This window comes from Luteimonas sp. TWI662 (genome assembly GCF_039673825.1).
Taxonomy (GTDB): Bacteria; Pseudomonadota; Gammaproteobacteria; order Xanthomonadales; family Xanthomonadaceae; genus Luteimonas.
Genome location: NZ_JBDJMI010000012.1, coordinates 82,318 through 95,493 on the forward strand (window position 1 = coordinate 82,318; position 13,176 = coordinate 95,493).

At 70.5% G+C, this 13,176-nt stretch carries 8 protein-coding genes; all 8 read right to left on the reverse strand.

Features of this window, described 5'->3' with window-relative positions; translation table 11 throughout:
• Positions 1-63: 63 nt before the first annotated feature.
• Positions 64-1,974 (reverse strand): beta-L-arabinofuranosidase domain-containing protein, encoded by a 1,911-nt coding sequence (locus tag ABE488_RS10280; RefSeq protein WP_346448223.1) that lies wholly within the window; start codon positions 1,972-1,974, stop codon positions 64-66.
• Positions 1,967-4,168: an SUMF1/EgtB/PvdO family nonheme iron enzyme gene (locus ABE488_RS10285; RefSeq protein WP_346448224.1), complete on the reverse strand. Its 2,202-nt coding sequence runs from the start codon at positions 4,166-4,168 to the stop codon at positions 1,967-1,969. The genes ABE488_RS10280 and ABE488_RS10285 overlap by 8 nt, the downstream gene beginning before the upstream one ends.
• A 27-nt stretch (positions 4,169-4,195) precedes the next feature.
• Positions 4,196-5,149, reverse strand: a complete 954-nt coding sequence (locus ABE488_RS10290; RefSeq protein WP_346448225.1) for a PfkB family carbohydrate kinase — start codon at positions 5,147-5,149, stop codon at positions 4,196-4,198.
• Between the two features lies 1 nt (position 5,150).
• Positions 5,151-6,431 (reverse strand): serine hydrolase domain-containing protein, encoded by a 1,281-nt coding sequence (locus ABE488_RS10295; RefSeq protein ID WP_346448227.1) that lies wholly within the window; start codon positions 6,429-6,431, stop codon positions 5,151-5,153.
• A 23-nt stretch (positions 6,432-6,454) separates the two neighbouring features.
• On the reverse strand, positions 6,455-8,677 hold the full coding sequence (locus ABE488_RS10300) for a TonB-dependent receptor (RefSeq protein ID WP_346448228.1): 2,223 nt from the start codon (positions 8,675-8,677) through the stop codon (positions 6,455-6,457).
• 204 nt (positions 8,678-8,881) lie between these two features.
• Positions 8,882-9,784 carry a LysR family transcriptional regulator gene (locus ABE488_RS10305; protein ID WP_346448229.1) on the reverse strand — a complete coding sequence of 301 codons (903 nt, stop codon included), beginning with the start codon at positions 9,782-9,784 and terminating at the stop codon, positions 8,882-8,884.
• Between the two features lie 104 nt (positions 9,785-9,888).
• Positions 9,889-12,291, reverse strand: coding sequence for a sodium:solute symporter (locus ABE488_RS10310; protein WP_346448230.1), 2,403 nt, complete (start codon positions 12,289-12,291; stop codon positions 9,889-9,891).
• Positions 12,278-13,165 (reverse strand): CoA ester lyase, encoded by an 888-nt coding sequence (locus ABE488_RS10315; protein ID WP_346448231.1) that lies wholly within the window; start codon positions 13,163-13,165, stop codon positions 12,278-12,280. Before ABE488_RS10315 ends, ABE488_RS10310 begins: the two co-directional genes overlap by 14 nt.
• Positions 13,166-13,176: the final 11 nt, after the last annotated feature.

Here is a 13,176-nt window from a genome sequence, read left to right on the forward strand (position 1 = left end):
GAGCCATGCGCCCGGCCTATGTTCTCCCGCCACAGAAACTTGTTTGCGCATCGCACGCATCGTTCAGAGCGCACCGCAATCGCCAGCGTCGGCACCGTCGTGCGACGGCGCCAGCCCGAGCCAAGTGGTGCGCCAGATGCGGTCACGGCGCTCGCCGATGCTGTAGTAGGGTGCGAAATCGATCGGCGCACGCTCGGCCAGATGCAGTCGCAGGCCCACCGCCTCGCCATCGCCCGCAGGCGACAGTTCCTCGATCCGGATCTGTGCATCGTCATCGGGCAGGCGCACGGTCTCGGCGGTGCGATAGCCGTCGATCAGCCCGGTCGCATAGACCAACGGCCCACGGCCGAAGGCGATGTAGTCCTGGCGCAGCACCTGCTGGCGCACCGGCGAGCCGTCGGGCGCGCGCGATTCCTGCACGTTGCGGTAGACGCGGCGATGCACCCGCGGGCGCAGCGGCAGGGTCAGCGCGACACTGTCGCCGCTGGCCCAGGTGCGTTCGATGCGCACGTAGTCGCCGGCAACCAGCGGTTCGGGCCACGACTCACCGGCAACGGTGAGGGTCGCACCCTGCGCCCAGGCGGGAATGCGCACGCGCAGCGCGAAATGCGCCGGCTGCGCCAGGCGCAGTTGCAGGCCGATGTCGCCTTCGAACGGATAGCGCGTGTCCTGCACGACGGTCACCTCGCCCGCCCCAGGCAGCGTACACGTCGCCTCGCCCGGCCCGAGCAGATTGACGACGAGGCCCTCGGCATCGGTCGCGTACGCCACTGCCGGCAATTCCTCGATCGCCATCGCGCCGCTGGACTTGCAGCAGCGCCAGTAGTTGGTATGGATGCGGCGGCCGTTGGCGTAGGAGTAGTAGCACCAGCCCTCGCCGTCGGGCGCCTGCGCGCCGAGCAGGTCGTTGTAGGCGGTGCGCTCGATCTCCTCGGCATAGCGCGCCTGCCCGGTGATCGCCAGCAGTTCGCGGTTGAGCTGCAGCCAGGCCAGGATCGAGCAGGTCTCGACGTACGCCTGCGGGTCGAACACGAACGCAGGATTGAACACCTCGCGCGAGCGGTGGCCGATGCCACCGAACGGGCCGCCGCCCAGGCTCAGGTGGTGGTCGCGGATCGCCTGCCACTGCGCATCGAGCGCCTGGCGATGGCGCGGATCGCCGCTCGCACGCGCCAGCTTCGCCAGCCCGACCAGGTTCCAGCACAGCTGGTAGGCCTTGCCGGTGGCGATCTCCGATGGATCGGCGCCGGCCAGCGCACGCTCGAGCAACGCCAGCCGCGGGTTGGCATCGGCCTGGGCGAGGATGCGCCGGGCCAGTTCGAGGAACCGCGCGTCGCCGGTCGCGGCGTGCAGGTCCATGGCCGGATCGAGCAGCACCGTCGCCGACATGCCGTGGTGGTTGCCGACCGTGGTGATGTCCAGCCCTTCGATGCAGAACGTGCGCCAGCACAGCAGGCCGATCCGGCGCGCGGTCTCCAGCGCACCCGACTGCGGGAACCGTCGGTGTACCTCGAGCAAGCCCAGCAGCAAGTAGGCGTGGGTCCACACGTCCCAGGTGCGCAGTGCCGGCTCGCCGTTCCAGCTCTCGGGCTTGGGCGGCTGCGGCACCATGAAGCGCCGGTGCGGCGCGTAGGTGCCGAGATACCCATCGTCTTCCTGCACCTGGGCCAGGTACGCGGCGACGGCGCGCACGCTCGCCTCGAGCGCGGCGTCGCCGCTGCGCGCGGCGGCCTTGGCCGCGGCCGCCAGCCACTTGCCGGCGTGCTCGCCGTACCAGTCGCCCTCTTCGTTGCCGGCGCGATGCGCCGGATCGAAGATCGCGATCGCCGGGCTGTCGGGCCCGGTGACGAAATGCGACAGCCGACCGCGGCGATTGGCGTCCAGCGCCGCGCCCAGCAGCCCGCGCAAACGCACCTGGGCGGGCGCGGGCGGACGCTGCGCGTCGCCAGCGGCGATGTCCAGCGCCTCAGCCATGGGGGCGCTCCGCATCGACCACGCAACGGAAGCCCACCGTGCCCGAGCGGTCCTTGCCCGGCGCCATCAGCAGGTACTTGCCGTGCTGGTCGAGCCGGTAGGCCTGCGGGAAGTACCAGTGCGAGGTCTGCGGCTGGTAGCTGCTGCCGCCGCGCAGGATCGCCGCACGCGTGTGGGTGTCGATGTACTCATCGGTCCATTGCCAGACGTGGCCGATCAGGTCCTCGACCCCGAACGGCGAGGCGCCCTGCGGATGCGCACCGACGTCGGCCGGCGGCAACAGGCGGCGACCGCGGTTGACCCGCGGCACGCAGGTGTCGTGCCAGGTGTCGCCCCAGGGATAGCGACGGCCGTCGTGGCCCTGGGCGGCGTACTGCCATTCCCATTCGCGCGGCAGGCGCTTGCCGGCCCACTGCGCGTACGCGCGTGCGTCCTCCAGCGACACCCAAGTCACCGGCTTGTGCGCCCACCCCGGGCGCGGTGCGCCGTCGACCCAGTGCCGCAGGAAATTATGCGCATCGCGCGGCGCGTAACCGCTGTCGGCCAGGAACCGCGCGAACTGCGCGTTGGTCACCGGATGGCGGTCGATGTGGAACGTGGCCAGCGTCATGCGGCGGCGATGGTGCCGGCGCGGGCACGCTTCCCACGGGTACTGCACGTCCAGGCCTGACCAGTCGAAGCCCTCGATCTCGACGCCGCCGACACGGAACAGGAACTCGCCACCGGGGATCGTCACCATGCCCTCGGGCGCGGCGGCCTGCGGCGCGGTCGGCGCCACGTCGACGATCGCCTGCGGCAACGCCTGCCAGGTGGCCGAGTGCGCGCCGATCGGCGTGCGCGCCTGCGCGGCGAGCATGGCCAGAATCGCGTCGAGGCCGTCGCTGTCGGCGCCCGGTGCCAGCGCCAGCAGCGCGCCGAAACCACGCCCTTCGAGCGGCAGCTCGATCACCGCCTCACCGTCGATGAGGCGCGGGGCGATCGGCTGTCCGCGCCACAGGTCGTAGTAGCGGGTGCCGTCGATGTGCGGCAGCGCGAGCTGCTCGCCGTCGATCGGGTACTCATGGCGGTTGATCAGCGTCCACAGCGTGCGGTCTGTGCCGGGGAAGCGGCTGGCGAACACGCCGCGTTGCAGGCAGGGCTGGTACGGCGCCCAGTCCAGGCTCACCACCAGTTCGGGGAACGCACGGTAGATCGTCGCAATGCGCCGCAGCACTTCGGCATTGCGCGGGGTGAACTGGTTCCAGATGCCCCAGATGTTCTCCCAGGCGTTGTAGCCGATGCCGTTGAAGAAGCAGTACTGCAGGTCGTGCGTGCGGTCGCGGCCCCAGCGGTTCTCGTAGTTGACCATGTGCCGCGGCTCGAGCCACTTCCATTTCGACACCGGCGGCACCGGACCGTCGGGGGCCTTCTTGCCCCAACTCTGCACGTTCCAGATCAGCTGTTCTTCGGAGCTGATCGTCGATTCGGGCTGCAACACGACCGGTCGGCCGTGGCGCTCGCAGGCGTCGAGGAACGCGCGCGGCACGCCATTGAAAGTGTCGCCGTTGATGCCATCGGCGCCGACCGCCGCGACGATCTCAGCAAGGCCCTCCCAGTGGCTGGTGCCCGGGTCGCGGGTGCCGTGGTCCCAGGGCTTGGCGGGCAGGAACACCCGCACCCCGCGCGCCTGGAACGCCTGCACCGCGCGCCGCAGGCCGTCGAGCCCGCCGGGCAGGTCGTGCGCCAGGTCGAACTGGTTGCGGTCGTCGATGCCGATGTTGGGATACACGTACCAGATCAGCACCGAATCGATGCCGCCAAAGCGCGCGATCAGATCGTCGAGATAGCGGTCGACCGTGTACTCGGCGCGCTCGGCATCGTAGAAGTAACGGTCCTCGACCATCATCTGCGCGTGCACGAAATTGCGCTGCGCCCACAGCAGTTCGGGCCGGCGGTAGTTGGCGTCGTCGTAGCCGATCCGCACCAGATGCTCGCGGCGCCAGTCGCGCAGTTCGGCCAGCCAGTCGGCGGCGCTTTCGTTGGCGTCGATCATCCAGCCGCCGATGTCGGCGAACGGCCAGCCGGGCGCCTTGCCCGGTGTGGGCAGGTAGCGGCCGGTGGTGACGTGGGAGAACTTGTACTCGCTGCGCAGCGGCGCGGGGCCGTGGTCGGCCTGCTCGGCGTCGTCGAGCGTCTCGTAGGGGGAGGCGGTCATCGGGGGCATCTCGTCATGAAAGGGGGATCAGGGCGCCAGGCCGCAGCGTGCGGCCAGGGCGGCGCGGCCGTGTGCATCGCCGTTGCCGGCCAGCAGTGCCTGGACCTGCGCACGGGCCGGCACGCTCGCCTGCGCGCCGAGCGCGCTGCAGGCCAGCGCCGAGGCGGCGGCCGCGTCGCGCAGCGCGGCCGGCAAGGTGTCGCCACGGGCGAGCGCGGCGACCAGCGCGCCGCAGAAGGTGTCGCCGGCGCCGGTGGTGTCCACCGCCTCGACCGGAAACGCCGGCTGCAGATGCAACGCGTCGCCTTCGCGCGCCAGGCAACCGGCCGCGCCCAGGGTCACCACTGCGCACGGCACCGGCAGGCGCGCGAGCGCGGCGGCGAGGTCGCCGTCGTCTCCGACCAGCATCGCCAGTTCGCCCTCGTTGACCACCAGCACGTCGACCAGGCGAAGCAAGGCCTCGGGCAGCGCTTGCGCCGGCGCGGCGTTGAGCACCACGCGCACACCGGCCGCCTGGGCGCGCGCCGCGTACGCGGCCACGCTGTCGAGCGGCGTCTCGAGCTGCAGCAGCAGATGGCCCACACCGTCGAGCGCGGGCAGGTCGCCGGGGGCGAGCGCGGCGTTCGCGCCCGGCGCGACGGTGATCGCGTTCTCGGCGCCATCGGCCAGGCAGATGAACGCCACGCCGGTCGGCAGCGCGACCTGGCGGCGGATGTCCAGCGACACGCCGGCCGCGCGCAGCGAATCCTCCAGCGGGCGGGCATGCGCATCGTCGCCGAGCGCCAGTAGCATCCGGGTCGGCGCGCCGCCCGCGCGCGCGGCCGCGACCGCCTGGTTGGCGCCCTTGCCGCCCGGGAAGGTGCCAAAATCGCGGCCGAGCACGGTCTCGCCGGGCGCCGGAATGTGCGCAGCGCGCACGACGAAATCGAGGTTGGCCGAACCGGCGACGAGGACCGCAGCGGCGGCCGGCGACTCACTCATATCAAAGCCCTTGCTGGACGAGGTTGTAGAACGGGATCGCCAGTCGCGGCAGGTCGCCTGGGACCTCGCGCGGCAGGTGCTGGGCGAGCAGGATCGCGATCGCATGCTGCGCCGGGTCGATGACGAAGTGCGTCGAGGCCGCGCCCGACCAGCCGACCTGGCCCGGCGCACCGAGACGCCCACGCGCGGCCGGGTCGAGTTGCACCGCCAGGCCCAGGCCGAAGCCTTCGGCCGGGCTGAACTGCGTATGCGGCTGCGCCAGGTGGCCGAGCTGGTTGCGCAGCATCGCCGCGACCGTCGCTTCGCGCAGATAGCGACGGCCGTCGAGCGCGCCACCGCCCAGCAGCATGCGGCACAGCCGCAGGTAATCGGCCGCGGTCGAGTACAGCCCGCCGGCGCCACTGGTGTAGGGATTGAGCGGCGCGCCGGGATTCGTCGCGCTGGGGCCGTCGGCCAGGCGCAGGCGGCCGTCGTCGCCCATCGTGGTGATGTCGACCACGCGCGCGCGCGCATCGGCCGGCACCGCGAACCCGGTGTCGGGCATGCCCAGCGGCTCGAAGATGCGCGTCCGCAAGAACGTATCCAGCGATTGCCCCGACACCACCTCGACCAGCCGCGCCAGCACCTCGGTCGCCGCGCCGTCGTAGGCGAACGTCGTGCCCGGATCGTGCTGCAGCGGCAACGCCGCCAGCCGCTGCACGTAACCGGCAAGATCGGGCGCGCCGTGCAGGTCGGCCGCCTCACGCAGTTGCAGCGCCGGACCATCGCCGATCGCGATCCCGCTGGTGTGGGTCAGCAGATGGCGGATGGTCAGCGCGCGCGCTGGCGCACGTCGCGTGCCGTCGGCCGCCAGCACGCGCAGGCCGGCGAACTCGGGCAGGTGCCGGGCGATGTCGTCATCCAGGCCGATCCGGCCCTCGTCGCAGAGCATCAGCACCGCGACCGACACCACCGGCTTGGTCATCGAGTAGATGCGGAAGATCGCATCGGCGCGCATCGGCCTGCGCTGCGCCAGATCCAGATGGCCGGCAACGTGGGTATGCGGCGGCCGGCCGTCCTGCCACACCGTCGCCACCACGCCGACGTAGCCGGCATCGGCCACGGCGGCGTCGAGAAAGCGATCCAGCGGCTGCCAGCGCGCCCCCTGGGGCGCGGCGTCCTCAATGGCCCAGGCCGGCGCGATCGCCGCCAGCAGCGCCAGTGCGGCCACCCAGGCGACGCCGCGTCGCGCGCCGGCGACTGGCCGCCGCCTGGTGTCCTGCTGCACCCGCACGTCCCGCATGACTTGCACCCGCTCGCGTTCGATCAGAACGCAATCGTATGGGTGAGCGACACCATGCGCCCGCGACCGGCCCAGTAGTTCTGCCAACCCGGGACCTGCGACCAGCTGAGGATGTACTGCTTGTCAAACAGGTTCTCGATGCCGAGCGTGAGCTTGCCGTAGCGGCCGGTGTCGTAGTTCACGCCCAGATCGACCAGCGTATAGCCCTTGGTGTTCTCTTCGTAGCTGAAGGCCTTGCCGTCGTACTCGCGCACGTCGCTGCCCGACAGATGGCGATCGAAGAGCTTGGTCGCGCCCAGCGTCAGGTCGGCATCGGGGGCGAAGTTCCAGGTCACCGAGACCGCGAGCTTGTCGGGGTTGGCATCGAGCACGCCCATCGGCTTGTTGAGGCCGCCGGCGCCGTAGCTGCCGTTGGGCGCCTCGGCCCAGAACGCGGTCTTGCCGCGAATCCGCGAATAGATGCCCGAGATCTTCCACTGCGGGTTGAAGCGGTACTCGCCGTTGGCCTCGAAGCCGCGGATGCGCACCGGTGCACGCGCCATCACGAAGTCGTTGCTGACCGGATCGACCGACAGCGTCGAGCCGAACGGCGACTTGGAGTCGTAGTAGGACGCGCCGAACGCCGCCGAGTCGCCGCGCCAGTTGAAGCCGACTTCCTTGTTGGTGACGATGATCGGGTCCAGATCGGCGATGCGATCGACCGACTGGCCCGGCACATTGATGTTGCGCAGCGGGATGCCGATGTTGGCCAGGCCGAAGCCCTCGCCGTAGGACGCGAACATGGACCAGGCATCGGTGATGCGCCAGATCGCACCGAGGTTCTTCATCGTCTCGGTGTATTCCAGCCCGCCGCCCTTCACGAACACGCTGTTGCGATAGGCGGTGGTGGTGTAGCTGTCGACATGCAGCTCACCGTCCTCGCGGCGCAGGCCGCCGCTGAGCGTCACCGGGCCCACGTCCCAGGTCAGCTGCGCGTACGGCGCGACGCTGCTGTACTCCATCGGCGGCACCCACACGCGGTTGGTCAGCGCCAGGCGCTGCGCGGCCTCGTCCTTGACCACGTCGATGCCGGTGCGCAGTTGCAGGCCCGGCACGCCGAACAGGTCGCCGCGGGTCCAGCCGGTACGCAGGCCGCGCTTCTTGGACACGATCTCCGACTGGTCGTAGATACGCTTGCTCTCGTCGAAGCTGGCATCGACCTTCACCAACTGGCGGTCGTCCCCGTCCTCGGGCAGGTAGCGCATGGCCTGGTCGGCCCAGTAGACGTCGGCGGTGAACGTGCCGCCGAACAGATCGCCGTGGCTGTAGTTGAGCGCCGCCTGCTGGAAGTCGTTGAACTCGGTCAGCGAGCCTGCGATCTGGCCGCGCTCGGAGGTATTGGTGCTCGGGATCGGGCAGTCGACCGGGTCGTAGCGGCAGCCTTCGACCTGCTTGTAGTTGCCTTTGCCCTCGATGCGGAAGTCGCTCAGGCTCAGTTGCAGGCGCTGCACGCCGCCCTCGCCGAAGTTGGCGCCCAGCTTGGCGTAGAGGTTGCGCGACTCCGAATCGGCCAGCGAACCACTGGTGTTCATGCCGATGCGGCGGCCATTGCCGTCGTAGGAGATGCCACGGTCGATGTAAGAGGCGCTGAGCAACGCATCAAAGTCGTCGCTCTTGTAGGCGTGGTTGACGCCCAGCTTCCAGCCCGCGCTGTCGCTGCCCGACTGGGTCGAGTAGCGCGAGATCACCGTGGTCTCGTGGCCCTCGACCGTCGGCGCCTTGGAGATGTAGTTGATGATGCCGCCCGCCGCGCCGATGCCCTCGGACGCCGACGGGCCGTTGATGACCTCGATGCGCCCGACCAGGCCCATGTCGGTGAACGTGCCGTTGCGGTTGCCCTCGCGCAGCGGCGAGCCCTGCGGGATGCCGTCGAACAGGCGCAGCGCAATGCGGCCGCGCAGCGTCTCGCCCGAGTTGCTCATCGCCTGCGAGGACTCGGCGTAGCCGGGCACCGTGCGCGCCAGCACCGCGGTCGCGTCCTCGGTCAGCGCCAGCGTGTGGGCGACCTGCTCCTGCGACACCAGGCTGATCGCGCCGGGGATCTTGTCGATCGAGGTGGCCACGCGCGTGCCGGTCACGACCATGCGGTCCAGGTTCACGGCATCGCGGTCGCGGGTGCGCTCGTCGGCGTCGTCGGCCTGCTGCGCCCAGGCGGCGGCAGGCAGCAGCAGGATGCAGGCGATCGCGGCGGAAAGCGGCTTGATCATGTCGAAGTCTCTGAAGGAGTGCGTGGCGGCCGGGCATGCCGGCGGCGGCCTGGAGGCTGTGGAACCGGCGGCGCGATGCGTCCTCCGGTGGCCACAGAGACTAGGCGCCGGCGCAACGCCGATGAATCGCCTGCACGTATGTTCAAAGCGAAGTTTTTATTGCTTACGAGGCAAGCAAATATGTGTTGCGCCGCAACATTTCCTTCACTCCGAGACCGTGCCCTCATCGCGCGTCGGCGCCTGGGACACGGTGCGGCACTGTTCGCGCAGCGCGCCGACCAGCCGGCTGCGCACGCTGGCGGTCGACCACACGATGCCGATGCGCCGGGGCTCGGCCGGTTCGGGCAACGGCAGCCGCGCCAGCCGCAGCCCGGCCGGCCACGGCTGCTGCCAGTCGGGCACCAGCGACACGCCCAGGCCGCGGTCGACCATGACCGCGATCGCGTTGAGCGCATTGAGCTCGAAGCGCTCGCGCGGCACGATGCCGACCCGGCGCAGGTAGTCGTCGGCCTGGCGCCCGCCCCATTGATGGCGGTCGTAGCGGATCAACGGCTCCTCGGCCAGCAGCGCATGCGGATCGCGATGGGCCTGGTGCTGCGGCGCGAGCACGATCAGCGGTTCTTCACGCAGCACCTCCCAGTCGCAGGTCTTGGGCAGCGCGAACGGCGCCTGCAGCACGATTGCCGCGTCCAGGTCGCCGCGCTCGACCTCGGCGTAGAGCTCGGCCGAATAGCCTGGCTTGATGAAGACGTTGATCTGCGGCAGCACGTTGACCATGCGCGCCAGCACATCGGGCAGCATGCCGGCCAGCGCGGTCGGGCAGGCGCCCAGCCGCAGTTCGCCCGACAGCGCGCGGTCGTTGGCGACGCTGCGCAGGTCGGCAACGTCGCGCAGCAGGTCGCGGGCACGCTGCAGGATCCGCGCCCCCGGCTCGGTCACGCAGACCGTGCGCCCGGCGCGGGCGATCAACGGCGCGCCCAGCTCGCGCTCGAGCGTGCGGATCTGCTGGGCGACGGCGGCCGGGGTGATGTTGAGGTAGCGCGCGGCGGCGGCCATCGAACCGCGGTCGACCACGTGCACGAAGGTACTGAGGAACTGGGTGTCCAAGGGCGCGGTCCTGGGGGGCGTCGACGGCGACGCGCCAGCCTACCTGTACCGCCGCCGCGCGCGCCCCTGCCGAAGGGCCTGGACGCGCGCGGACGCCCGCCGGTTCAGGCGTCGGCCTTGCGGGTATGGATGGTCAGCCCCTCGAGCGAGCGCGTCGGCGGGGCGAAGAACAGGCTGGCCACGTAGCCGATCACGATGCACAGCATGATCGAGATGCCGAGATAGAAATACGGGTGCACCAGGTCGAACGACCAGGCCAGCAAGGTCAGCGCGATGCTGCCGCCAATGCCGATCGCGACCCCCGGCGAGTTCGCGCGCCGCGTGAACATGCCCAGCGTGTAGGCGCCGGCGAAGCCGCCACCGAGCAGGCCGGCCAGCTCGATCGACACGTCGAACAGCGAATGGATGTCGTAGCGCGAGAGCACCAGCGCCAGGCCCATGCCGGTCAACCCGACCACCACCGTCATCCATTCGGCGAAACGCACGCTGCCCTTCTCGGTCGGCGCCTTGGCCAGCCGCGAATAGAAATCCACCGACAGCAACGTGGCGACGCTGTTGATGATGCTCGACAGCGTCGACATCGCCGCGGCGAAGATGCCGGCGATGATCAGGCCGGTCACCCCCACCGGCAGTTCGGCGGCGATGAACAGCGGGAAGGTCGCATCGATCGGCAGCAGCGGGTCGAGCCGCTCGGGGTTCTGGCGGTAGTACATCCACAGCGCGGTGCCGATGCTGTAGAACACGAAACCGCCGGGAATCATGATCGCGGCGAACACCCAGATCGAGCGGCCCGCCTCCTTGTCCGAACTGGTCGCCAGCGTGCGCTGCATCAGCACCTGGTCCTTGGGGAAGGTCAGCACGACGTCGAACACGACCAGGAAGATGAAGCCCCAGACCGTCGCCTTGGTCAGGTCGAAGCTGAAGTCCAGCAGCTTGGTCTTGTGTTCGATCGCGACCGCCTCGCGCACCGCGTCCAGGTCGCTGCCCAGCGAGACCAGGATGAAGATGATCGCGAAGACCGCGCCCCCCATCTTCACGAACACCTGCACGAAATCCGTCCACACCACCGCGCGCATGCCGCCCATCGCGGTGTAGATGATCGTGAACACCCCCATGATCATGATGCTCCACACCACCGGGATGCCGGTGATCGTCGCGATCGCCAGCGCCGGCAGGAACAGGATCACGCTCAAGCGGCTGCCGACCTGCATCGCGATCGCCAGCGCGCTGGCCAGCATCCGGATCGCGGGGTGGAAGCGCGTCTCCAGGTACGAGAACACCGACATCAGGTCCAGCCGACGCAGCAACGGCACGATCCATACCGCGACGAACATCAGGCCCAGGACCGCGATGAGGTTGTTGGTCAGGTACTGCCAGTTGGTCTCGTAGGCCTTGGCCGGGATCGCGATGAAGCTGATCGAACTGGTATTGGTCGCGTACAGGCTCACGCCGGCCACCCAGAACGGGATGCTGCGCCCGCCCATGAAGAAGTCCGACTCCGACGCGGTCTGGTCCTTGAGGTAGAAGTAGCCGCCGATGCCGAGCATCGCGACCAGATAGACCACGATCACCACCCAGTCCAGCCAGTGCAGCAGGTGCTTGCCCGAGCGCAACTGCGCCGCGTGCAGGCCCCCGTCCGCCGACGCCCAGACCAGGCCGCTGCGCCAGCCCGCGGCCAGGCGCGCCTCGCCGTCGAGCGTGGTCGGCAACACCGCCCAGGATCCGGTGATGGTGTGGAAGGTCTGCAGCGCCGGCTGCGCGCCCGGCGCCGGCCGCAGCAGGTACAGCACATGCGCCTGGCCGATCGGCTGGGCCGAGCCGTCCACCACCGCGCCGGGCAGCGCGCCGCGGTCCTGCCAGCCCTCGGCTGGCGTCCATTGCCGGATATGGCCGTCGACCGCGGTCAGGTACAGCGCGAACTTCTGCGCCACCAGCGACGACGGCGCGCTGCCATGCGGCCACGGCGCCTGTGCGATCCAGCCGGCACCGGGCGTGGTGCGCGACAGCGCGAAGAACCGCGCCTGGCCGTCGGCGTCCAGGCCGGCGGCGTACAGCACCCCGGCCAGCACCGCCAGGCGGGCATGGGCGAGCGGCTCGGGCAACGGCGGCAACGGCTGCACGACCAATGCGCCTGACACCTGCGCCAGCGTCGCGGCCTCCCGGGCCATGCCGCCATCGCCCAGCAACAGGTGCGCCGCGGCGCCGTCGGGCGTCGACGCCTGCAGCCGCGCCACCGACACCCCGGCCGGCAATGCCATCGCCTGCCAGCGACCGTCCGCGCCCTCGCCGTCATAACGCCACGCGCGGTGGCCCGCGATCGCCAGCGGTCGCTCGCCGAGCGTCAACAACGCCTGCGCGCGCGCGCCTTCGGGCAGCGCCGTCAGCGACGTCGCATCGACCGAGGCCAGGCTCTCGGCCTGCACCGGCAGCACGGCGAACGCGGCCAGCAGCGCCAGCAGCACGGCCAGCAGCCCCGGACGCCGCCCCATGCGGTCAGCGCGCCGCATCGCGTTCCACCTGCGCCAGCACGCGCTCGGCGCGCTTGAGATACGGCGCATCGATCATGCGGCCCTCGACCACGCACACGCCCAAGCCCTGCGCGCGCGCGGCCTGCGCCGCCTCGACGATCCGGTGCGCGTCGGCCTGCGCCCGCGCGTCGACCGAGAACACCGCGTGCGCCAACGGCACCTGTCGCGGGTGGATGCAGCTCTTGCCGATGAATCCCAACTGCTGCGCCATCGTTGCCTCGTGCTCGAACCCGACATCGTCGCGGAAATCGGCATAAGCGCCATCGCAGGCGAATACCCCCGCCTCACCCGCGGCCAGCGCCACCTGCAGCATCACCGCCTGCACGTGCGCGGCCACATCGCGCCGGATGCCCGCCGGCTCGAACAGATCGCCCAACCCCAGTTGCAGCCCAGCCACACGCGGATGCGCGCCGGCGATCTCGGCGGCATTGCGCAGCGCGCGCGGCGTCTCGATGTTCACCAGCAGCGCCGGCGCGCGCCGCGCCGGATCGGCCGGCAACGCCGCTTCCTGCGCCTCGATGCGCGCGACCGCAGCGCACAGCGCCTGGGCCGAGTCGACCTTGGGCAGGTTGATCAGGTCCGGCGCGACCGGCAGCACTGCGGCGAGATCGGCCTCGAAATCGGCGGTGTCGGGCGCGTTGACGCGCACGATCGCCAGCGGCGTCGAGCTCGGACGCACGCGATCGCGCGAGGCATGTTGGCGCAGAAATGCGGCGACCGCGGCGCGGGCCTCGGCCTTGCGCGTCGGCGCCACGGCGTCCTCCAGGTCGAACGACACCGCATCGGCGGGGCCGGACCAGGCCTTCTGGAACAGGTCCGGACGCACGCCCGGCACGAACAGTTTGCTGCGCATCGGCCCTCCCG